Here is a 21,651-nt window from a genome sequence, read left to right as displayed (position 1 = left end):
AAAAGCGTTCGGATCGGATCGTGGCGGTTACTGGAGCTTCCGCCGGTCGCCCGCCGACAGCCGGGCGGCATCGCGATGAAGCAGCATGACCTGCTCGGCGTCCGATATCCGATCGTGAATCGGCTCCATCGCACCGTCTTCATCAAGCGCGAGAGCGCCCGACAGATCGGGTGAAAGCACCGTCAGCTTCTTGATGCCCGCCAGTTCCTCGTTACCGAGCGTCAGCCAGCTGTTGGTGCCGCAATAGCTGGCGAAATCTTTGCTGGCGAGAACGCTGTGCGGATATTTCTTGGTCAGCGTCTGGAGGCGCTGGACCTCGTTTACAGCAGAGCCGAAGACAGAGAATGTCAGCCGGTCGGTAAGGCCGACATTGCCAAACATCACGTTGCCGACATGCAGGCCGATACCAAAGCCTATGTCGCTCAACCCTTGCTGCTTCCTGCGCAGATTGAGATCCATCATGCGCGCGCTGGCCTTGTGCGCCGCCGCAAGAGCAGCCTGGCAGGCGATCTCGGACTGCGAGCGGTGCCTTTCGCAAGGGTAGACGGCAATGAAGCCATCTCCAATGAAACTCATGATCTGCCCGCCTTTGCGATTGAAAGGTGCGGCAACGGCGTCGAAAAACTGGTTCAGGGTATCGATATAGATTTCGCGGCCGGAGGTTTCGGCAAGCCTTGACGACCCGCGCATATCGGCCATCACCAGGGCGGCCCGGATTGTATCACCCTCGCCGCGCTTGATCTGGCCGTCCAGCACGCGCCTGCCGGCGTCGCCGCCGAGATAAGTAGTCATCATGTTGTCGGCGAGCTTGGTGAGGACCGCCATCTTGGTTGCGATAGCGAGATGGTTCTGGATGCGCAGCAGCGCCGAAATCATGCTGTCGCTGAAGCCTGCGGCACTGTCGGTCGACCAAGACCCCATCATGCCCTGCGTGGTGTTGCCGCTGAAGGGATGGACGAAAGCCATGTAATCGGTGACGCCCATAAGCCTGAGTTCATCGAAAACAGGAAACTCCGACGGCACCGACGGGTCGAACCGGCGCCGCAGATGGTCGAGCTTGTTGCTGAGCAGATGGTAATATGGGCTGGTCACGAACCTGTCGGACGGCACGCCGCCCTCGTTGCGGAAGCCTTCTACTTCGAGGCCCTGGCCGCGAAACCAGGTGAAGCCAAGCGCGTCACAAAGCGGATGAAGCATCGAAAAGCTCAGATGCACCCGCTTCAGTGGCAGGCCGGCGGCAGCCAGCCGCTCACAAAAGCCTTTTACCAACGTTTCCAGGTCGTTGCCCTCGAGCGCGGATTGGGTCAGCCAATCGGCAACCTTATCCACGAGAATGGTGGAAATTTCTGTGCTCATGCTATCTCCAAACCCGTCCAAGATGGGCCACTCCTTTGATCCGCCACAACACAGTCCGCCAACGATCCAAGGATAAGGCCCTCGAAGTCAATGAAGCCGGCTTCGGCGGAAAAAGCCGGCGAACAATTTCCCGAATGACTGTCGTTGCAGGCAAGGAGCGGGCGTAACTGCATCTATCTGTTGCGCCATCATGTGGCGAGGCTGCCGGCGGAGTGCAACCACGATCCTGGCATCGGTCGAAAAAATTCGCCGGCAAGACGCCGTCAGGCCTTCACCACCGTTTCCCGGGCTAGCCCGAGGCGGCCAAAAACATTGCGCGTGTCGACGATCAGCAGAGCGTGATCGGCGATCGCCTGATAGTCGATCGCATCGTGGTCGGTTGCAACGACCACAGCGTCGAAATCCTTCAAGGCCGCCTCGGTCAATTCGACCGAGCGACGCCCCTTGATCGCCATATGCTCCCGTGTGCTGGGAATCTCGGCCACATGCGGATCGTGGAATTCCGCCTTGCCGCCCCATTCCTCGATGAGTTCAATGAGCCGCAATGAGGGGCTTTCGCGGATGTCGGGGACATTCTTCTTATAAGCGAGCCCGATGATGAGGATGCGCGAGCGGCTAAGCGCCTTGCCGCAGCGCCGGTCCAGCGCCTTCGCCAGTTCATCGACAACATGACGCGGCATGGCCGTGTTGATCTCCGCCGCCAGTTCGATGAAGCGGGTCGGCAGTTCGTATTCGCGCGCCTTCCACGTCAGGTAGAAGGGATCGATCGGAACGCAGTGCCCGCCAAGTCCGGGGCCAGGATAGAAAGGCATGTAACCGAAGGGCTTGCTCTTTGCCGCCTCGATCACCTCCCATATGTCGATGCCCATCGCATCGAACACGACCTTCAACTCGTTGACGAGGGCTATGTTAACCGAGCGGAAGATGTTTTCCGTCAGCTTGACCGCCTCGGCGGTCGCCGTGGTGGAAACCGGAACGACGGTCTTGACCACGCCCTGGTAGAAAGCCTGCACGAGCGTCGCCGCTTCAATGCCGTCGCCTGCCACGACCTTGGGGATCGTCGCCACCTCAAAGCTGCGGTTGCCGGGATCCTCTCGTTCGGGCGAGAAGCCGAGGAAGAAGTCTGTCTTCGACAGCAACCCGGTTTCTTCCAATATCGGCTTGATCACGTCGTCGGTCGTGCCGGGATAGGTGGTCGATTCCAGCACGATCATCTGGCCGAGACGCAGGTGCTTGGCGATGGTGGCTGCCGTGTCCCTGACGAAGGAGAGGTCCGGCTCGCGGTGTTTCGTCAGCGGTGTCGGGACGCAGATGATGATGACATCGCAGACCGCCAGTTCGGCAAAATCCGAAGTGGCCCGGAACCGTCCGCTTGCCACCTGGCCGGCAAGGGCTGTCGACGTCACCGCCTCGATGTAGGATTGGCCGGCGTTCAGGCTCTCGACCTTCCGGGCTTCGATGTCGAAGCCGGAAACCGGGAAGCCGGCGCGTGCGATCGCAACCGCCAGCGGCAAACCGACATAGCCCAGTCCGATCACGCCGACTTGCGCGGTGCGCGTCGAGATACGGCTCAGAAGACGGTCATATGTCGATTGTGAGGCGTCCAAGAATCTGCTTTCCCGTCAATTCGGACAGGCTGTCCGCTCCCATGGCCGAGGCATATTGCGGAAAAACGATTTCCGCAAGCCGTCGTCAGACCGGCACCTTCGCCTTCAGGCTTGCGGCAGCCATCGCATAGCCGCCGGCGGCGCCATCGATGAAATGAAGGTGATCGCGCTGCAGCGGCGAGGCGACGAGGCATGTCATCAAGGCCGATTTCTGGCGGTGCAGGCCATAGTTGCAGATGCCTGCCTCTTCCGCCTGTTTCAGCCGGTTCTCGATCCGTTGCAACACATCCGCGTCAACGTCGATGGTCATCTTCAAGCCGTCGTCGAACTTGCGGAAATCCGAATTGCTGGCTACCTCGCGTTTGTAGACCTTCGGATCGAAACGGCCGATCGTCCAGCCATATCGATCGGTGACCGCCGTAAGCGTCATCAGGAACACTATCCACAGCTTCGACAGCCACCGCCATCCTGCCGGCGCCGTGGCCCGCGCCTCGATATCGAGACCGGCGGGCAGCAAACTGTAGCCCGGCCCGTCCGCCGGCACCGGGTGGCCATCGCGTTCCTGCCTGCCGGCAAGGGCGATGATGTCGGAAGCCAGGAACTGAAAACCGCGCAAGTCGCGCGACGCCCCCGGTATGGCTATGATCGAGACGATTTCGCCATGTCGGGCTTCGATTGGGTTCCAGCGGCAGGAGAGGCCGGTCAGATCCGGCCGCGCGCCGGCCGGCGCAGGATCGATGCGGTAGCGCCCGGCTTTCATCTCGGCTTCCGCCCAACTGCCGCCACCGCCGGCGAACATGGCATAGAAGACCGCTTCGGAGGCCTGGAACCGCGCCACGCGAACGTCGAAGCCATGCGCTCTTACATCCTTTATCGGCACGATCGCGGCACGCAAGGTCAGGTCCAGTTCGTCCGCCACCCATCTCTGGACAGCCGCCAGCGCGTTGCGGGTGATCTCCAGCGCCGAGCCGGGAAACGCCACGAGCGCGCCGTCGCCGCCGAAGACAAAGGGAAGATCTTGCCGGCCCAGCGCATTGAGCAGTGCCGAGATGACGCTGGCGCCGGCCATATTGACGGTCTTATAGCGCCCAGCCTCGATCGCCTTGGTCGAGCCGACGATGTCGGCGGTGGCCAGCGCCCAGCCATCGGGCAAAGGCCGATAATTGTCGATATCGGCAACGCTTTCGAACTTTGCGAAGACCGGCAAGGACGCGACAAACGGGTCGGGCGCGGCAGCTGTTTCCATAACCATCAGATAGCACATTCCACTGCTTGAAGGTGAAGTCGATCATGCTACGAAATTGACTTGCGCAGGTTTTCCGATGATAGGGTCACGCGATGCGAATTGCCTTCTACGCGCCGCTGAAGTCGCCCAATCATCCGGTTGCCTCCGGCGACCGCCAGATGGCACGGATGCTGGTCAAGGCGCTGGAGCATGGAGGGCATAGCGTCGAACTGGCATCCGAACTGCGCTTCTATTTACGCGAGCCGGAGCCGAAAAGTTTCGATGCGCTCAAGATCGAAGCCCGAGAGGAAGCCGCACGGCTGACAAAGCTTTGGGATCGTCACGGCAAGCCCGATCTCTGGTTCTCCTATCATCCCTATTACAAGGCGCCCGACCTGATCGGGCCCGAGCTGACATCGGCCTTTACCGTCCCCTATGTGACGGCGGAAGCCTCCTATTCGAGGCGGCGCAACGCCGGCTTGTGGGCCGACACGCAAGCGTTCGTGGCGCGAGCCGTCGAACAGGCAGCGCTGAACATCTGCTTCACGCAAAGGGATCGCCAAGGACTGGCCGATGCGATTCCCGACGCCGCTCTCGGTATGCTTTCGCCCTTCATCGACACGTCGGCATTCCGGGAAAAGCCGGCACGGGGTTGTCCGACGCGCCTGGTTACCGTCGCCATGATGCGCCCGGGCGACAAGGTCGAAAGCTATCGCATGCTGGCGCAAGCGCTCGGTCCGATCCGCCACCTGCCCTGGACCATGTCGGTCGTCGGGGACGGGCCTGCCCGTGACGAGGTCAAAGCGCAATTCGCCGGCTTGCCGGCCAACCGTATCGAATGGCTTGGCGCGATCGAGCCGGCCGCCCTGCCTGATGTGCTCTACAGGGGGGGAATTTACGTCTGGCCGGGCTACGGCGAGGCCTATGGCGTTGCCTATCTTGAAGCACAGGCCGCCGGCCTTCCGGTGGTGGCTCAGGACATCGCCGGCGTGCCGGAGGTCGTGCGGGATGGCCAGACCGGGTTTCTCACCCCGCCGGGCGATGTGGCGGCGTTCGCTTCCGCCATCGAAAGGCTTCTGGCCCGTAACGACGAAAGAACCATCATGGCCGAAAAAGCCAGACGTTTCATCCTCGAAGAACGCTCCCTCGGTGCTGCTGCCGCGCGTCTGGCCGAACTTCTTTCGAGGATCCCCGTTTCATGACACCCGATCGGATCTGGCAACCCTTGGTGGAAGAACTGGCGCGCTGGCAACGGGCGGGCCACAAGGGGGAGTTCTGGCTGCGCGACGATGACACCGTGGAGCCGACGCCTGAGCTTGATCGGCTGCTCGCCCTCACAGGTGAATTCGCGGTTCCGGTCACTCTGGCCGTCATTCCGGCCCTGACGGATGAGAAGCTTGTCATCCGGCTCGACGAGGCGCCGCACGCCACCGTCGCCATCCATGGCTGGGCGCATCGAAATCATGCGCCCGGGGACCAGAAAAAGCAGGAGCTCGGCGCGCATCGGCCACGCGAGGCGGTGCTGGATGATCTGGCTCGCGGGCTTTCGCACGTAACCAGCCTGCACGGCGCACGTGCCGTTCCGATGCTGGTGCCACCCTGGAACAGGATCGACGCCGGCCTGGTATCCGACCTTGGATCAATGGGATTTGCGGCACTGTCGGTCTATGGGCCGCCAAAGCCGGCTTCACTGGCGGTCATCAACAGCAATGTCGACATCATGGATTGGCATGGCACGCGCGGCTGCCACGATCATGGCCTGTTGGTTCAGGCGATCGTCGCGCAATTGCAGCATGCATTCGACGGCGGCGAACCGGTCGGCCTGCTCACCCACCATCTCGTCCATGATGAATCGGCCTGGCTTTTCCTCGAACGGCTGTTCACGCTCACCGCACGGACTGAAGCCTGCGCATGGCTTCCGATCAGGACATTGATCGGGCGCAGCGCCAGTAGAGGAAAATAGCTTAGCGCTTCTTGTGCAATGAGACTGGGAACTTGAGCGTCTGGCCATCGCGCGCGGCAAAAGCGCCGGCAAACCTGTCCTTTGCCAGTTTCTCGATCTCGTCCAGTTGCTCGTCGGTGCGTGTCGGATCGTGGTGAAACAGGGCGAGCCCCCGCGCACCGGCCGCCTCACAGAGTTTGACTCCCTGTTGCCATGTCGAGTGCCCATGACCGCGGCGGCGTTCCATTTCCTCCTCGGTGTAGGTGCAATCGTAAATGACGAGGTCGGCATCTGTGATCAGGCTGAGCACCGCCTGATCGAGTTTGTCCGGCTCGTGCTCGGTGTCTGTGATCACCGCCACGACGCGGCCGCCCCATTCGACCCGGTAGCCTACGCAGCCGCCCGGATGGACAAGGCTGCCGGTTCGGACCACCACCCCTTTGCGCGGCCGAAGCACGTCTCCGGATACGAAATCGTGGTAGTCGAGGCTTGCCTTGCAGATATCCAGTGTCACCGGAAACCACGGCGGCCGTATGAACTCATCGACCATCTGCCTGGTCGTCATGCGTCCTGCAAGATGCCCGGACCAAAGCGCAATCTTGACGCTCCGGTCATAGATCGGCGCAAACACTGGCAGCCCGATGATGTGATCGTAATGACAATGGGTGAAAAACAGGTCGAAATCGGTCGCGCCCGACGCCCGAAGCGCCGCGCCGGCAGGCCGTAGGCCAGAGCCCGCGTCGAACAGAAGCGTATGCCTGCCGCATCGCATCTCGATGCAGATAGTGTTGCCGCCATAACGGGAGAATTCTGGCCCCGATACCGAAATGCTGCCGCGCACCCCCCAAAACCTGACCAGGAAAACATCGTCGTCCATGCTAGCCCTTCGTACTCCCCGTCACCCATCGTAGCCAAACAACGGCTACTAGGCGAGACAGGTTTTCTCCGGGTGGCCCTCTCAGAGGCCGTGCCGTCACGACGGCGAGGATTGAACGCACGTCATCGTTATTTGGCGCTTCGTGCGTCGATCAGATCCGCGGTCGTATGGCTTAGGCGGTCGGCAAGAACCCGCAATATCTCGATGGTCATTTCCGGGTACTCCCGCATAAGCCTCAGGAAATGGTCCTTGCGGATTCTCAGGGCTTCCACCGGACTGGCCGCTCTGACGGTGGCTGTGCGCGAGCTGTTGCACAGTATGGCGATCTCGCCAACAATCGAATTTGGCACCATTTCGGCAATTTTTATCGGTCCGCTGTCGGAATCGACCAGAATATCCGCGCTGCCTGAAAGGATGACATAGGCGGCGTCTCCCTCGTCGCCCTGCCGGAAAAGGATCTGGCCGGCGCTGTAGCTTACCCGGTCGGATGTGAACGCAAGCAGCTTGAGCTTTGTCGACTCGATGCCGGAAAACAGGGGAATGCGTTGCAGCATTCCAACTTCATCCTTGAGCAGCATTGTCGCAAACCTCCCAAAATTCGCGTTTGCCAGACTAGAGCAACGAACGCCCGGATGGAATCAATTCTGTTTCCGGGATGGCGAAGCGAACCACGCGATGGCGAGCCCGATGTTGTTTGGTCGAGCGATGCCGCCTGACAAATTCCCACCGGCAGAATGATCCCATCTGAATGTCCATCCCTCTATGACAGCAGTTCCTTGAAGATACCGTTGCCTGCCAAAAGTGTCTCGTGCGTTCCGTCTTCCACCAATTGACCCGAGTCGAAGACGACAACGCGATCGAACATCGCCGCCATTGCCGGACTCGTCACGACCCACACTATTGCCGGCGAATGGCCGTCGCACCTGGCTGCCTCGAGCACATTTCGCAGCACCTTCTCCTGCATGCGATGGTCGAGCGCCGACAGCGGCCGGTTTAGAATGAGAAAATCGGGACGCTTGAGCAGGGCCCGGGCAACATCGAGCTTCTGTCGCTGTCCACCGGTCAGCCGCCTGCCGCCGGAGCCGACGTTGAAGTCGAGGCCGACATCCAGCAGTTCGGCATAGAGCCCAAGTTCGTCAAGAATGTCATAGACGATGGAGCGTATGCGGTCCGGCGCGTCGGGATGGCTGTTGCCCACACGCCCGAACAGGACATTGTCCATGACGGTGGCTGCGGCAATGTATTTGGCGGGATCATACCGTTCGATCGCATCTTGCAGCTCGGGCGGCAGGTTTTCATAGAAATGGTTGCGCGCGGCGACGATCTTGCTCATCAGCTCGTCGCTCAGCAGGCCGAAGCGGTGCCGGGGCTCGATATAGGCAAAGCTCAAGGTGACGATCATGGCGCGGTCGTTCTCGGAAACCGCCTCGTGGGGACGGTTCTTGAGCCGTTGCAGCAAGGTTTCGTAGGCGGGTATCTCCTCGGCGCTCATGAAGGCGAGCTGCTGGAAGAACTGGTGGTCGGCCGGCAGGTCGGCAAACAGCTCGATCGCCTGTCCGGCGATCTCCATGCCCATTTCGTAGAGCGTGCGGTCGAGGCCGGCTTCTTTCAGCACGGAAGCAAAATAGGGATTGGCAGCCAGAGCCCTGTCGGCCAGCTTGGGGCCGGCGGCAGCGCCGAAGAGCAGGTTTTCGCCGATCGTTGCTTCCTTGTTGTAGGCGCCCGGTTCGAAAGGAACCACCAGTCCGCTCAGCCCTTCCTGCTCCAGCCGGGTTCGCAGCGCCGCACGCAGTTCGACGATCCGCCTGGCAAGCTCCGTGTGACGCGTGAGGTCGGCCGAAGAGCGCAAGCCAAGATCAAGAATGTCGCGCGACAGGACAACCGCGTCGAGCACCCTGCGCACGGCTTCAAAGAGGTCGTGCGGGCCGGTAGCCCCGGCGGAAGCATAGTTGATCCAGTCGCTCTGGATATCGAGATCCGGATTACCCGACCGGCGCGCTTCGTGCATGTTCCAGCGGTGCTGGTCTGCCGCAGCGCCGTCATACGTCACCGATGTCAGCGGCGCATGCTTCAACCCGTAGAGCAGGTTATCGCGAAGGCTGGCCTGGAACAGGAAAACATCCGACGAGGCATAGGACATGCGCCGGCCGGTCACTGCTTCGGGGAGTTCAAGCAGGTCATCGGCGCCCGACATGACCCTTCCGCTGTCCGGCCAGTTCAGCCGGGCGAAAGCTTCTGCAAGCGCCTCAGCTCCACCTGTTGCGGTACTGACCAACGCCACCGTCTCACCCGGCTTGACCTGCAGGGAGATGCGGTCGAGGAGCATGGCACCGCCATCGTCCGCTATGGACAGACCGATCGCCGACAGGGGGTTGGTCATCGGACCGGGATCGTCGATCGTCAATGCCCCGATTTTCGGCTCAATGAGACCGTCGACGGTGAACTGCTCAACGACCTGCTGATATTTGACCTGGACATCCTGCCGCGCCTGATCCCAGTCGATCAGTTCCTTCATCGGGCCGGGCAGGTCCTTGTAGGCGCTGATCACGGCCACGAGCTGGCCGACGTCCAGCCGCCCCTGAATGACCAGATACCCGCCGATCATGTAGAACAGAAAGGGCGTGAGCTGCGCGAGAAAATTGTTGAGGAACTTTACCATGAATTTCCATTGGTAAAGGTCGAAGCGGATCTTGAAGATGAGCCCGAGCCGGGCAGCTATGTCGGCGCGCTCGTAGTTTGATGTATCGTGGACGTGGACCGCGCCGATGCCGTCGACAATTTCGCCAACCCGGCCCGAAAGCGCCCGCGCCGTCAACTGCCGCTCGCGCCCGAGCACGATCAGCCGCCGCCGCATTCGCGGGATGAGCACGATCTGGATCACCACGATCACGACCGCTATCATTCCGAGCCAGACGTTCTGGACCATGATGAACAGCATGGCCGTCAGCGCCTGGCCTCCGAGCAGTACCGGCTGCAGGAAGGCATCGCCGATGAAGCCGCCCAGCGGCTCCACCTCGTCCTTCACCATGGTCGCCACTTCGGCGGATTTCACCCGCTTGAAGTAAACCGGCGGAAACCGCAGCACACGATCGACCAGATCGAAGCGGATACGCCGCAGCATGCGTTCGCCGAGGCGACCCTTGTAGGTGTTGATGTAGAGTTTGAACAGGCCGTTGATGACGACCAGCAAGAGGAACACAAGGCTCAGGGCAAACAGCGTCTCCTTGCGGTCGAGCTGAAAACCGGAGAAGAACTGGACCTCTCCAATGAACGGCAGGTTGTAGTGTAGCTTCATGAATGGCCGGGTCGCGCCGGGTTGCTCGAAGCCGCTTCCTTGGATCGGGCCGTTGACGATCAGCTTCGGCAGGTCGAAGGACATGAAATACGGGATCATCGAAAGCAAGACGATGATCAATATCCAGACCTGCTGCTTCTTGGTGTGCGTCCAGATATAGCGGGCTAGGCTGGGTTCCATATGCGACTGTGGACCTTCAGTTGGAAGGATGCAGGATGCAAGAGCACCTGCTGGCGAATGGCGGATCGGCGATTTCTTCGTCGCCAGCGACAAGCTCGAAGCTGCAGTGGACGGCGATTGTCCTGCGCTCGACTCCGTAAGGAACCTGTGAGGCGGCGCGTTCCAGCACGAGGCCCCAGTTGCGCGGCAGGCGCTGGCGGATCGGCGCCGATGGTCCGGACAGACGCAACAGGCTCTCTCCGGCACCGGGCAATGGCGAAGCGGCTTGCAGCATAATCACGTCCGCGAATCAAACGGCCTTGCGGGAGGCAAGATTGCGTTGTGTCGCCCGAAATCCCAACATACAAGACGAATATGATGGATGTTACGCAACCGCGCAATGCCGGCATGGACTGGCACGAGCAAGCCCTGGACCTCACGCGGGGAATTGCGGCCTATGTAAACAGCCCTCTCGTGGCAGGGCTGGCGCGTGTCGTCGCCAAGCATCCGGAGGCCGATATCGCCAATGCCTTCAACCACAAGCAGGTCGCCTGCAAGATGTGGGCGCGCGACAGGCTGTTCGAAAGCTTCGGCGGCCGGTTCGGCCGCATATGGGTTCTGGGTGGATGGTACGGCGTCTTGCCGGCGATGCTTCTCAACGACGCCCGCTTCGACATCGCGGCGGTCGATAGCATCGACATCGATCCCGACGTCGCGCCGGTCGCCCGGACCCTCAACCGGGAAGCCGGCGACCGTTTCCGGGCGGTCACAGCGGATATGTACGCACTCGACTATGCGGCCGGGCGGCCCGATCTGACGGTCAATACGAGCTGCGAGCACATAGCCGATCTGGGCGCCTGGCTTGCCCTGCTTCCGCGGGGCACGAATGTACTGCTGCAATCGAACGATTATTTCAGCGAGCCGACGCACATCAACTGCGTAGCTTCACTTGCAGCCTTCGAAGCAATGGCGGCGCTGCGGGAGGTGCGGTTCTCGGGCGAACTGCCGACAAAAAATTATACGCGCTTCATGCTGATTGGAACTGTTTGATGGCATAGCGCGTAGCGCTTTCCCCCAGGGAATTTGCGTCAAAACAAAGAGATAGGGCGGTTCTGCGTTTCCGTGCAAAGATGAAACGCTCTAGGATCCATCGTCTGTTTGATGATGAACTTTTCGGAAACCGGTCCCCGGTTTCAGGGACCAGATTCGATACCGCTCGCGCAGGATTTGCGCCGCGTGGCGCGCACCTTCCAGGTCGAGACGATGCGCGGATGGCGTCGGTCCCACAAGCGCCTGTTCGATCGCTTGCGCCAGACCTTCAGGCGTTAGGTCCTTTTCCGTCAGCACTGTTGCAAGACCGAGGTCTTCGAGCATCAGGGCGCGAACCGTCTGTTCGGTTTCGCCGCCAGCTGCAAATGGAACGAGCAGAGAGCGACAACCCGCGCGCAGCACATCGCAGACCGTGTTGTAACCCGCCTGCGAGACTGACAGGCGGGCGCCGGTCAGCAGGCTGGCGAAATCCTCGCGGAACCGGAAGATGGACAGGCCTGGCGTGGCTTCGCGTGCGATCGCGTCAAACTCGTCTTTCGGCAGGTTTGGGCCGGTGATCAAACACCATTTCCAGCCTTGGTTGGCATTGCGCGCCGCTGCGATGGTGGACCTGACAAGGCTCTTTCCGGCAGCCCCGCCGCCAACCGACACCAGAACGTCGAAGCGCTCCGAGGCCGCCGGCGACCGCGGCGCGGCAACGAGCCCTGTGTAAGTGATCTCGGCCCTGATCGCCCCAGCCTGTGGAAATGTCTTGTCGATGGTTGCGAAAGCCGGATCGCCGTGGACCATGACAAGGTCGAAATGCCTGTTGATGAGATCGACCGTTTCTTCGTTTCGGCCCGGTTTGACACGCTCCTGAAGGATATCACGCACGGACGTCGCCAGCAGCGGTCTGGGCGACGTCGCGTCGATGGCCTCGATCAGCGGCAGGAGTTCGAAACGCATCTGCCGGCGTCCAAATGGAAACGCCTCGACAATGACGATATCAGGCCTGCACTCCCGGAATGCCTGCAGCAGCATCTCCGAACGCCGTTTCTTGAAATCATCGTCGATGGGTTTGCCCTGCAGGTCGACAAGTCCGGAAAATCCTTCATCGCCGGAGGTGACAGGTGGCAGGGTGACAGATTTTACACCCGGTCCCGGAAACCCGGCAATCGGCGCTCCGCCCGTTACGACGGTTACGTCAAACATGTCATCGGCCAGAGCCGCCGCAATGCGGCTGACGCGCGCGAGATGGCCGATGCCGAGCAGGTGTTGGACGTAGAAGAAAGCGCGCAGCCGCTTCATTCGGCGGCCCGCCACTCCCGCTCGAACAGTTCCTTGAGCTGTCCAATGCTTGCCGTATGATCGAAATCGCCGCGCACGCGCCGCTCCGCGGCATCGCCGAGGCGGGCGCGCAGCTCGGGATCACGGATCAGGCGCTCCAGCGCCTGTGCCAGGGCGATTGGGTTTTCCGTCGGAACCAGCAGCCCGGTATCTTCAGGCGATAGCAGCTCCGGCACGCCGGAAATATCGGTCGACACGCAGGCAAGCCGCTGGCTGGCCGCCTCCACCAGGACATTCGGCAGACCGTCCCGGTCGCCATTAGCGGTGATCCTGCAGGCCAGGGCGAAGATGTCGGCGCAGCGGTAGTGCTCAAGCACCTCCTCCTGCGCAAGCGCGCCTTTCCAGGAGACGCGACCATCCAGTCCGAGCTTTTGCGCCAGCGCCTTGAGCCGTCCCAGTTCCTCGCCGCCGCCGATATGCTCGAAACGCCACGCCAGATCACCAGGCAAGAGGGCAAGGGCCTCCAGCAAGGTATCGTAACCTTTCTTTTCGACGGCGCGCCCGACACTCAGGACGACAACCGGTTCGTCCGGCACCGAGCCGTCATGCTGTTTTCGCGCCTCGCCGAAACTGCCGAAGCGATCAAGGTCGAGCCCATGATAGCTCAGATGCACGGACGAATTGCCGTTGGCGAGTTTTGTCAGACGGTCAAAGCCGGTTTTCGTGCAAGTGACCGTCCAGCGCGCTGAGGAAAGCTTGCCGGCCAGATCCCAGTCCGCCGAAGTCCAGATGTCCTTGGCATGGGCCGAGCAACTCCAGGGCAGGCCGCGAAGCAGGCTGGCATAGCGCGTCACCGATGCCGGCGTGTGCGCGAAATGTGCGTGCAGCCAGCCCGCGTCTTCCGGCCATTCGGCCGCCAGCACGAGCGCTTGCCCGAAACGGCGTGCGCGATTGCGAGTAAAGTCGCGGGGGATATCGGTCGCCAGCGATCCGAGCGCGCGCCAGAAGCCCGGCCGCAGCAGATGAGCAAACAGCGAGCGAACCACGCGCAGCGGCTCTTCATGCAGATATTCCGGCAGATAGTGGACCGGCGCTTTGATTTCGTCATGCACGGGGTGGCGTTTTGCATCGGTCGGCCGCCTGAGCGCGAACAGTATCAGGTCGAACCCCGCACGCTCCAGACCGAGCAGTTCCTGCGCGATGAAGGTTTCCGACAGCCGCGGATAGCCTTTCAGAACCACGACGATCTTGCGATGTTGCAACTCAGTTCATGCCTTCAATGACCGAAAGGTGATGGCCGGCACGCCGCTCGAGCAGTTCCGCGACGATTTCGGAAATATGAGGCAGTCCTTCCAGCGTCAGATGCGGATTGCTCTGCGAAGGGCGGGGCCGGTCCGGCAGCACCTTCAGTGCATCGGCAAACCGCTGGGAATCCTTGGCTTCTTCCGGCAAGAGCATCTCGATGAGGCCGAGTTCAGCTGCGCGCCGTGCGCGGATCAGCTGTTCCTCGCGGGGCTTGACGCGCGGCACGATCAGCGCCGGCTTGTCGAAAGACAGGATCTCGCAATAGGTGTTGTAGCCGCCCATCGCCACGACCGCCTTGGCGCCGGCAATCAGGTCTTCCATGCGGTTGTCGAACTCGATGATCTTGATATAGGGGATCTTGGACCCCTTCCTGACCAGCTTGTTGCGCTTGCGCGCCGGCATGTAAGGCCCAAGCACGATCAGCGCCCTATGCTGCAATTGCGGATCCTGCTGATAGGCATCGAAGACGTCGTGGATCAGTTCGGCGCCGTCACCGCCGCCACCGGTGGTAACGAGAATATAGTCGCCCTCGGGCCGGTGGCCGGGCAACTCGTTCCGCTGCAGGCTCCGTTGCAGGAAACCGACGAACTTCATCTTTGCCCCGACAGATGGCGGCACATCCAGGCCCGTCAACGGATCGTAGAAATCCGGCGGACCATAGACCCAGACCTTGTCGTAGAACAGGCCTATCTTGCGCATTACATCCCTGCGTGCCCACTCTGCTTCGAGCAGATTCGGCGCGTCCATCACCTCTCGCAAGCCCAGCACGAGCGTGGTGCCCCGCGTCTTGAGGTAGGACAGCGTGTCCTCGATCTCACCGCGCAGGCCGAGCGGTTCCTTGTCGACGATGAAGATATCCGGCCGGTAGGTCTCGGCTGTGTGGCGGATGATCGACTGGCGCATCCTTAGCGTCTCATGCAGATCGATATGCTTTTCCAGCGAGGTGTATTCGCCGTTGCGCAACTTGATGACGCTGGGGATCTTCACGAAGTCGACACGGGCGCGGTAGTCGAAGGCGCCAGCGATGGTCGCGCCCGAAATGATAAGCACCTGAAGTCCGCGGAAATCCTCGACCAGCGAATGCGCGATCGTCCGGCAGCGCTGCAAATGGCCGAGCCCGAACGTGTCGTGGCTGTACATGAGAATTCGAGCGTTTTGTACGTGCTGGGTCATTGTTGAACGTCTTCTAGAATTCTCGCCTTGAGGACCGTGGCGACCTCGCAGGCTTCGAAACTTGCGGGGCTACCGACCTGTTTTGAAACATGAGGGCGCAATTTTCAATTTGAATTACTAAAGAGGGTCCATCTGCTGAAGCCAGGAAGCTGCGTCTGCTCAGCTGCCCGCTTGCCACATGTCCAAGCGCAATGGAAGCAGTCGGAATAGCAAACGGGGTGCCAGTCGGATATCAGGGCGAAGCCAAGATCGGTCGATTTATAGCAAACTCAACGATTTATCGCATCATAGCGGAGATTAGGATAGGGCGGCTTCGGCAGAAAATGGTGTTGCCAGGGTTGGGGTCGAGCGTTCGAATCGCTTCACCCGCTCCAATTCTTCCTCAAATTTGAAAAGCACCAGGGGCGGGGCAACCCAGCCTCTTTTGCTGTCTGGTGCCGGGGAGCACGTTTCCGGGCCGTGATCCGATCCTGCCATTCGATAGCCGGCGAGAGCGTGTGGCAAAGTGGCCAGAGCGCCACTGACCAAACACCGGTCAGTAGGCTTCGACTGTCAGAAGTGCGTTCTCGAACCGCTTGGCCGCAAGGTCCTCGGGCGTGATCCAATATTGAAGCGGCCCCATCTCGCCAACGGTCCAATCGACCGCCATATCCGGCCCGATCTGGAGCAACAGCAGGTAGCGGTCCTTCATCTCGTCGGCTGCGACCTGGATGACTTCACCCTTGCCAAGCATCTGATGGCCACGGGGTGAGTGGCGGTGAGACAGGGCGGCTACGACTTCCCGGCCTATCAACGCCGCACCGTCCGGATCTGTCAGTCCACCCTCGGCGCCCCGGATCGCCGCGATTGAAAGCCAATGGTTCATCACCTGCGGAAGTTGGCGATGATGCGGCCGCCGCGCCGGAGAAGATGACGGCATGCCGTTGGCGCGCAAGTCTTCCAGGAAGGCAAGAATCTGCTGCTTCACCTCGGCTGGAGGTGCGTCATATTCCTTCAGTCCGGCATTGACCGTCGGAAAGAAAGCGTTGAACATCTTCGAACCGAATGCCGACAGTTCGCGCTGCACCAGCCGTAGTCGCTTGGCCTCCGGATCGTCTTCGACAGCATCACCAAGCGCCTTCAGCTGTGCCGTGACGTCGGCCGTCTCTTCGCGGTGATATGCTTCCACGAGCTTTCGAACGATCCGCGCAGTATGCCAATTGGCCGGAAAACCCGGATATGGCGTCCAAAGCGTGTCCTTCGGCGCCTGATGAGCGGAAAGCAGCGGATCGGGGGTAACAGGCGAACCGTAGAAGGCCTCAACCCTTTCGGCGCGAATCTTGTCCGCGACCTCGAAGGCATGACCTTCGTCCGCACGCGCCGCGACTTCGGCGTCGGTCGGCTCCTCGATCCAGGCAAATTCGACCTCGACCCGATCATAGTGGGTTCGCTTGCCCCGCAGGATTTCGTCCGTCGGATCCGATCCCAGAATCTTGGCGGTGAAGGGCATGTCGAGCGGCTGCCACTTCTGCGTCACCCGGCGCGGTTCATACCGGCTCACGAAGTGCAGCGCGTCCGGCCCAAACGTGTCGGACATCGGCGCGAAGAAATAGAGGTAGCCCTTGTCGGGCAGCAGATCGCGGCCGGGTCCCGGTGGCAGGTCCGAACAGTCGATTTGCACCATGAAATTGAGGCGCTCGAGCAATCCCTGCCGATTGTGAACCGTCGGCCAGTCGAATTCATCGGGGACGATCGGCAGCCCGCCAAAATAGCTCATGCTGCGTTGCGGAAGACGCGGCGGAAAGACGTGCCTGATCGCAATGCGCGCGGCTTGCCCCCGTTCGATCGCTTCGCGGCCATCGGCGGAAATCGGCGGGATCTTGCGCTCGACATGCGCTTTGAACTTCGCCTTGCGCTGGTCGTCGCTGTCCTTGGCTTGCTGCTGCAAGTCGGCGATCAGCTTTTCTGCCGCAGTGTTGGGCCGGGGCGACGCGGCGTGGGCCGCTTCAGATGATGCCGGCGTGCGCAGGCGAGCCTTGCCGACCGGCAAGGCCGAACGATCCTGTGGTTTGCCTCTCGAAGCCGAACCGGAAAACAGCCTGCCAATGCCGCGATACATCAGGCTGCCAACGATCAGGAGCATCGCCTCGACCACAAGCAGCGGCATCAGATTCGCCATGACGCTTACCCCCCATCGCCGGCGACGTCGCCTCCTCAGGCAGCCGAATTATTGCCGTTATGTGAGGCCTTGCGCAAGCAAGGGGCCATGCCGATCCTCAATCCGTCCGCCTACCGCTGTCGGATCGTGACGTTCCCGAGCGGCTTTCGCTAATTCCGGGCGTCGATCGGCTGCGACGTTGGCGCTGGGAAGGTAAATCAGATAGAACTAAATCAGGCAGAACGATTGTCTGCGATTTCAGGAGACGACATGTCTGAGGAGCATGTTGAGCGTCGGCTGGCGGCGATCCTGGCCGCAGATGTGGTCGGCTATAGCCGTCTTATGGAGGTCGACGAAGAGCACACGCTCAATCTCCTCCGGCAGCATCGACGGGAGTTCTTCGATCCGACCGTCACCAAGTACGGTGGGCGCATCTTTAAGGTGATGGGTGACGGCTTCCTGGTGGAGTTCGGCAGCGTAATCAATGCGGCGCGCTGCGCGGTCGAGATCCAACGCGGCATGTCCGCGCGGAATGCCGGCATCCCCGAGGACCGGCATTTCAAGTTTCGCATGGGCATCAACCTTGGCGACATCATCGTCGACGGTGATGATTTCCATGGCGACGGCGTCAATCTTGCGGTGCGGCTGCAGGGCCTCGCGATACCCGGCGGCATTGCCTGCTCGGAAGCGGTGCGCCATGAGGTCGGCAACAAGCTGGGCGTCGACTTCGCCGATCAGGGCGCCAGGACTGTCAAGAATATTGCTCAGCCGGTGCACGTCTATTTCGCCAACTGGGACCAGGGCGTCCCGCATGCCGAGACGCATATCGCGGCCAGGAGGGGCCAGACGCTGGTGCGGTCCGACAAGCCGTCGGTGGCCATCCTACCTTTCGCCAATCTGAGCAATGATCCAGACCAGCAGTATTTCAGTGACGGCATCACAGAAGATATCATAACCGACCTCTCGAACGTCTCCGGCCTGTTCGTGCTGAGCCGCAATACGGTCTTCGCCTTCAAGGGCAGGACCGACAAGATGGAACGCATCGCCAGGGAACTTGGCGTCAGCTACATTGTCGAGGGCAGCGTCCGCAAGGCGGGAAACCGGGTCAGGATAAATGCCGAGCTGATCGAGGGCGCCACAGACGGACACGTCTGGGCTGCCCGCTACGACCGCGACCTCACCGACATCTTCGCCGTGCAGGACGAAATCGCCAAGGCGGTCGTGGCGCAGCTCAGGGTCAGGCTCCTGCCCGCGGAGAAGAAGGCTATTGAGACGGCGCCGACGGACAATGTGGAGGCCTATACGCACTATCTTCGAGGCCGCGATTACAGCCACATCGCGACCAGAGCGAACCACCTGATGGCCAGACAAAGTTATTTCAGGGCCATCGAGCTTGATCCGGGATATGCCCGCGCCTATGCAGGCTTGGCGGTCTGCGACGTACGCCTTCAGTCGATCTACGGCTCACCGATCCAAGTGGACGACATTCTCGCGACCGCCGATAAGGCCCTGGCTCTGGACCCGAATTTGGCCGAGGCGCATTCTGCCAGGGGCTTTGGCCTGTCCCTTGCCGACCGCCGTTCCGAGGCCGCGGCGGCGTTCGAACAGGCTCTCGCGCTCGACGCCAATTGCCACGAGGCCAACCGCTACTATGCCGAGTTCTGCGTAACCGGCGGCGAGTTCGAGCTCGCCGCGACGTACTTCATGCGCGCGATGGAGATCAAACCGACCGACTACGGCGCACCGGTCATGCTGGTGAACGTCTTTAGCACTCTCGGCCAACAGAACGACGCGGAGCTTTATGCGCGGATCGCATTGGAGAGAGCTGAAGAGGAACTCCGCCTGCATCCTGAGAACGCCAATTGTGCCTGCCTGGGCGCTATCGTGCTGGCCTTCCTTGGTGAACGCGACAGGGCAGCGAAGTGGCTTGAACGGTCTCTGGCGATCGACCCTAGCGATATCAACGTCCAATACAACGCCGCTTGCACCTATGCGTTGTTGGGGGAGTTCGAACGCTCGATCGACCTTTTGGAAGCGTGGCTGCCGCAGGCTGGCGCCGAGATGAGACTCTGGTTCAAGAACGATTCCGATTTCGCCTCTGTTCGCAGTCATCCTCGCTACCAGAAGTTGCTCCAGCTCCTGCAATAGCAATACGCATTGTTCTTGAGGCAATTTCATTGCCGACAATCAAGAACCGGCCTTCAGGAAGATTTACCTGACAAACCAACGCCCTCGCCATTCCACGGATATTGTGATATCTTACTAATATAACCGAGAGGTGGGGAATGGGTACCCGGTTCAGGTTGTTCGTTCAGCCTCCGTTCGAAGACCCTACGTCAAGCCCTGAGATCATTACGGTTTCTTCCCCGCGAGGCAGCGTCGGACCTGGCCCGTCCGACGATCTTATGTATGTCGTCGAGCCGGTCGACAAGACGCGGCCTTATGGCGTCAACCACGGCCCGTTGGGCACGCCCTTCATCTCCCTGCCGCCCTGGACGCGAGCGATCCTCGATCCGGCCGTTCCCGACGAGGAAGGCAATTTCGATCACTATCAGCCCTCGACGCCCGGCTTCGAAGCAGCGCACGCGTTCGGTTGCGTGCGCTTCACGCTCGACGTTTGGGAGCGTTACATCGGCCAGCCGCTCATCTGGCATTTCCGCGATCACTACGACCGTCTGGAAATTTCGATCCTGCCGGGTTGGGATAACGCCCAATACGGCTATGGCTTCCTCGAGCTCGGCAGCCAATTGGTGCAAGACGGTCGTGCGCTCCCCTTCAGCCTCGACTTCGATATCATCGCGCACGAGGTTGGCCATGCATTCGTCTACAGCGTCCTCGGCATACCTGACCCGGGAGCTGAGTTCCCCGAATATCTGGGCTTTCAGGAGGCCTTTTCCGACTGCGTTTCGTTGATTGCGGCCATGCATTTTCCCTCAGTAATCGAAAATGTTCTGACGGAGACACGCGGGAATCTCTACATCGCCAACCAACTCTCTCGCTTCTCGGAATTCTCGCCGCACCGCCAGATACGCGAGGCTAACAACAAACTGACGATGGCCGACTTTGCGGACGGCTGGACCGACGAGCATACACTGTCGCAACCTCTCACGGGCGCCGTCTTCGACATTCTGGTCGATGTCTTTCACGAGAGCTTGGTGGCGCGAGGACTGATATCGCCGGAGGCCGAAAATCTTGCCGACCTCGCCGAGATCGACCCAGCTGCCGAGCTGCCGGTCCAGGAAGTCTTTGACCGCGATTTCGCTCGCAATCCAGAAGGTTTCGTCGAAGCGCTGCTCGACGCGCGGGATATCGTGGGTACCTATCTCGCCGAGACGCTGTGGGCTCTCGCGCCGGATTTCCTGGACTACGGTGACGTGGCGAGAACGATGCTCGCGGTCGACGACAGTGTGACCGGAGGAGAACTATCAAGGATCATCTTCCGGGACTTCGACCGGAGAGGGATTTTTCGCTACCGTGCCGGGCCTCGTCTGACAAAGTCGGGCCGAAAGAGCCATGTCCATGAGGGCCGAATCGTTCGTCCACGGGACCAGGCGCGTCTGCCGGACATGAGCTATTTCGAGAAATACTGGATGTCCAGAAGTGGCGCCGAGCTTTGATCGACATGCAGATGATGGGGTGATCCATGACAACTGAAACCATTCTAAATACCTCGGCCATACATTTGTTCGGTAGAGTTCTTGAAGACTTGAAGCTTAAGAAGAGGATCGATGGGGGGCGGCCTCCAAGGCCTGGCAACAATAGATTCCTGCAGAGCCAGATCGACGCCTCCGGTAGCCTGCTGGCACGGATTTATGCGTTCACCTTCGAGGCGCAGTTCTACGAGCTGGCCCGACCGACCATACTTCTTGTCCATGGGCCCGGCACTGTCGTTGATTATCCAGCCCCGGGGGACACCGATCTCAAGGTCATGAGCCGCGGTCCAAGCGACCCTGCCTATACCGGACTGTCATCGCAGATAGGCTCATTCGCTCGCGGAATGCAGGTCTGGGTCTACGACAAGAGCGACCTGACAATGCGGCTGGAACTCGACACCGGAACGCTCGAAGACGTCCTGTTGAGTGCAGAGCTCGACCCGCGTTCGTTTGGTCGATCGGGTGGAGCAATGGGCAGATCCGGCGGTGCGATGGGGCGATCAGGCGGCGCGATGGGCAGGTCTGGCGGTGCGATGGGACGCTCCGGTGGTGCCATGAACCGCAACGGGCGCGGCGATTTCGACTAATGCATGTCGCTCAAAAGTG

The 21,651-nt window shown here is 60.8% G+C and carries 17 protein-coding genes; 6 read left to right on the top strand and 11 right to left on the bottom strand.

What is annotated here, in order from left to right:
• Window positions 1-27 precede the first annotated feature (27 nt).
• The 3 genes from CGZ66_RS10350 to CGZ66_RS10340 all read right to left on the bottom strand — a co-directional run bounded on the left by CGZ66_RS10350 (window position 28) and on the right by CGZ66_RS10340 (window position 4,227).
• The gene (locus CGZ66_RS10350) at window positions 28-1,356 is read right to left on the bottom strand and encodes an adenylate/guanylate cyclase domain-containing protein (protein WP_095083935.1); all 1,329 of its coding nucleotides are present in this window, start codon (window positions 1,354-1,356) and stop codon (window positions 28-30) included.
• A 263-nt stretch (window positions 1,357-1,619) separates the two neighbouring features.
• Entirely contained in the window at window positions 1,620-2,963 is a 1,344-nt protein-coding gene (locus CGZ66_RS10345) for a nucleotide sugar dehydrogenase (protein ID WP_095083934.1), read from the bottom strand.
• Window positions 2,964-3,048: 85 nt separating this feature from the next.
• A complete protein-coding gene (locus CGZ66_RS10340; protein WP_095083933.1) occupies window positions 3,049-4,227 on the bottom strand; it encodes a DUF3095 domain-containing protein in 1,179 nt (392 codons plus the stop codon).
• 74 nt (window positions 4,228-4,301) lie between these two features.
• Between CGZ66_RS10340 and CGZ66_RS10335 the strand changes: the two genes are divergently transcribed.
• A complete protein-coding gene (locus CGZ66_RS10335) occupies window positions 4,302-5,390 on the top strand; it encodes a glycosyltransferase family 4 protein (protein WP_095083932.1) in 1,089 nt (362 codons plus the stop codon).
• Entirely contained in the window at window positions 5,387-6,151 is a 765-nt protein-coding gene (locus CGZ66_RS10330; RefSeq protein ID WP_095083931.1) for a polysaccharide deacetylase family protein, read from the top strand. Before CGZ66_RS10335 ends, CGZ66_RS10330 begins: the two co-directional genes overlap by 4 nt.
• A 1-nt stretch (window position 6,152) precedes the next feature.
• Here the strand turns inward: CGZ66_RS10330 and CGZ66_RS10325 are convergent, their stop codons facing one another.
• The 4 genes from CGZ66_RS10325 to CGZ66_RS10310 all read right to left on the bottom strand — a co-directional run bounded on the left by CGZ66_RS10325 (window position 6,153) and on the right by CGZ66_RS10310 (window position 10,756).
• A complete protein-coding gene (locus tag CGZ66_RS10325) occupies window positions 6,153-7,007 on the bottom strand; it encodes an MBL fold metallo-hydrolase (protein ID WP_095083930.1) in 855 nt (284 codons plus the stop codon).
• A 128-nt stretch (window positions 7,008-7,135) separates the two neighbouring features.
• Window positions 7,136-7,585, bottom strand: coding sequence for a cyclic nucleotide-binding domain-containing protein (locus CGZ66_RS10320; RefSeq protein WP_095083929.1), 450 nt, complete (start codon window positions 7,583-7,585; stop codon window positions 7,136-7,138).
• A 182-nt stretch (window positions 7,586-7,767) separates the two neighbouring features.
• A complete protein-coding gene (locus tag CGZ66_RS10315; protein ID WP_095083928.1) occupies window positions 7,768-10,482 on the bottom strand; it encodes an ABC transporter transmembrane domain-containing protein in 2,715 nt (904 codons plus the stop codon).
• A 16-nt stretch (window positions 10,483-10,498) separates the two neighbouring features.
• Window positions 10,499-10,756: a hypothetical protein gene (locus CGZ66_RS10310; protein ID WP_095083927.1), complete on the bottom strand. Its 258-nt coding sequence runs from the start codon at window positions 10,754-10,756 to the stop codon at window positions 10,499-10,501.
• Window positions 10,757-10,836: 80 nt separating this feature from the next.
• On the opposite strand from CGZ66_RS10310, the gene CGZ66_RS10305 reads away from it, so the two are divergent.
• Entirely contained in the window at window positions 10,837-11,511 is a 675-nt protein-coding gene (locus CGZ66_RS10305) for a class I SAM-dependent methyltransferase (protein ID WP_425352273.1), read from the top strand.
• A gap of 90 nt (window positions 11,512-11,601) precedes the next feature.
• Here CGZ66_RS10305 and CGZ66_RS10300 read toward each other — a convergent pair whose 3' ends face one another.
• The 4 genes from CGZ66_RS10300 to CGZ66_RS10285 all read right to left on the bottom strand — a co-directional run bounded on the left by CGZ66_RS10300 (window position 11,602) and on the right by CGZ66_RS10285 (window position 17,413).
• Window positions 11,602-12,798 carry a glycosyltransferase family protein gene (locus CGZ66_RS10300; protein WP_095084383.1) on the bottom strand — a complete coding sequence of 399 codons (1,197 nt, stop codon included), beginning with the start codon at window positions 12,796-12,798 and terminating at the stop codon, window positions 11,602-11,604.
• A complete protein-coding gene (locus tag CGZ66_RS10295; RefSeq protein WP_095083926.1) occupies window positions 12,795-14,039 on the bottom strand; it encodes a glycosyltransferase family 4 protein in 1,245 nt (414 codons plus the stop codon). The genes CGZ66_RS10300 and CGZ66_RS10295 overlap by 4 nt, the downstream gene beginning before the upstream one ends.
• Window position 14,040: 1 nt before the next feature.
• Window positions 14,041-15,255 (bottom strand): glycosyltransferase family protein, encoded by a 1,215-nt coding sequence (locus CGZ66_RS10290; protein ID WP_095083925.1) that lies wholly within the window; start codon window positions 15,253-15,255, stop codon window positions 14,041-14,043.
• A 535-nt stretch (window positions 15,256-15,790) separates the two neighbouring features.
• Window positions 15,791-17,413: a DUF1963 domain-containing protein gene (locus CGZ66_RS10285; RefSeq protein ID WP_095083924.1), complete on the bottom strand. Its 1,623-nt coding sequence runs from the start codon at window positions 17,411-17,413 to the stop codon at window positions 15,791-15,793.
• Window positions 17,414-17,662: 249 nt separating this feature from the next.
• On the opposite strand from CGZ66_RS10285, the gene CGZ66_RS10280 reads away from it, so the two are divergent.
• From CGZ66_RS10280 to CGZ66_RS10270, 3 genes are all read left to right on the top strand, one after another.
• Window positions 17,663-19,540, top strand: coding sequence for an adenylate/guanylate cyclase domain-containing protein (locus CGZ66_RS10280; RefSeq protein ID WP_095083923.1), 1,878 nt, complete (start codon window positions 17,663-17,665; stop codon window positions 19,538-19,540).
• A gap of 137 nt (window positions 19,541-19,677) precedes the next feature.
• A complete protein-coding gene (locus tag CGZ66_RS10275) occupies window positions 19,678-21,009 on the top strand; it encodes a gluzincin family metallopeptidase (RefSeq protein ID WP_095083922.1) in 1,332 nt (443 codons plus the stop codon).
• A 26-nt stretch (window positions 21,010-21,035) separates the two neighbouring features.
• On the top strand, window positions 21,036-21,632 hold the full coding sequence (locus CGZ66_RS10270; protein ID WP_095083921.1) for a hypothetical protein: 597 nt from the start codon (window positions 21,036-21,038) through the stop codon (window positions 21,630-21,632).
• Window positions 21,633-21,651: the final 19 nt, after the last annotated feature.

The sequence above is a fragment of the Mesorhizobium sophorae genome, assembly GCF_002270415.1.
Taxonomy (GTDB): domain Bacteria; phylum Pseudomonadota; class Alphaproteobacteria; order Rhizobiales; family Rhizobiaceae; genus Mesorhizobium; species Mesorhizobium sophorae.
Note: the sequence above shows the minus strand (reverse complement) of the source record. Positions and strands in the feature narration are given on the sequence as shown.

Coding starts and splice junctions, on each gene's coding strand:
- CGZ66_RS10350 (WP_095083935.1), bottom strand. CDS start 1,356: ATGAGCACAGAAATTTCCACCATTCTCGTGGATAAGGTTGCCGATTGG.
- CGZ66_RS10340 (WP_095083933.1), bottom strand. CDS start 4,227: ATGTGCTATCTGATGGTTATGGAAACAGCTGCCGCGCCCGACCCGTTT.
- CGZ66_RS10335 (WP_095083932.1), top strand. CDS start 4,302: ATGCGAATTGCCTTCTACGCGCCGCTGAAGTCGCCCAATCATCCGGTT.
- CGZ66_RS10330 (WP_095083931.1), top strand. CDS start 5,387: ATGACACCCGATCGGATCTGGCAACCCTTGGTGGAAGAACTGGCGCGC.
- CGZ66_RS10325 (WP_095083930.1), bottom strand. CDS start 7,007: ATGGACGACGATGTTTTCCTGGTCAGGTTTTGGGGGGTGCGCGGCAGC.
- CGZ66_RS10320 (WP_095083929.1), bottom strand. CDS start 7,585: ATGCTGCTCAAGGATGAAGTTGGAATGCTGCAACGCATTCCCCTGTTT.
- CGZ66_RS10315 (WP_095083928.1), bottom strand. CDS start 10,482: ATGGAACCCAGCCTAGCCCGCTATATCTGGACGCACACCAAGAAGCAG.
- CGZ66_RS10310 (WP_095083927.1), bottom strand. CDS start 10,756: ATGCTGCAAGCCGCTTCGCCATTGCCCGGTGCCGGAGAGAGCCTGTTG.
- CGZ66_RS10305 (WP_425352273.1), top strand. CDS start 10,837: ATGATGGATGTTACGCAACCGCGCAATGCCGGCATGGACTGGCACGAG.
- CGZ66_RS10300 (WP_095084383.1), bottom strand. CDS start 12,798: ATGAAGCGGCTGCGCGCTTTCTTCTACGTCCAACACCTGCTCGGCATC.
- CGZ66_RS10290 (WP_095083925.1), bottom strand. CDS start 15,255: ATGACCCAGCACGTACAAAACGCTCGAATTCTCATGTACAGCCACGAC.
- CGZ66_RS10285 (WP_095083924.1), bottom strand. CDS start 17,413: ATGGCGAATCTGATGCCGCTGCTTGTGGTCGAGGCGATGCTCCTGATC.
- CGZ66_RS10280 (WP_095083923.1), top strand. CDS start 17,663: ATGTCTGAGGAGCATGTTGAGCGTCGGCTGGCGGCGATCCTGGCCGCA.
- CGZ66_RS10275 (WP_095083922.1), top strand. CDS start 19,678: ATGGGTACCCGGTTCAGGTTGTTCGTTCAGCCTCCGTTCGAAGACCCT.
- CGZ66_RS10270 (WP_095083921.1), top strand. CDS start 21,036: ATGACAACTGAAACCATTCTAAATACCTCGGCCATACATTTGTTCGGT.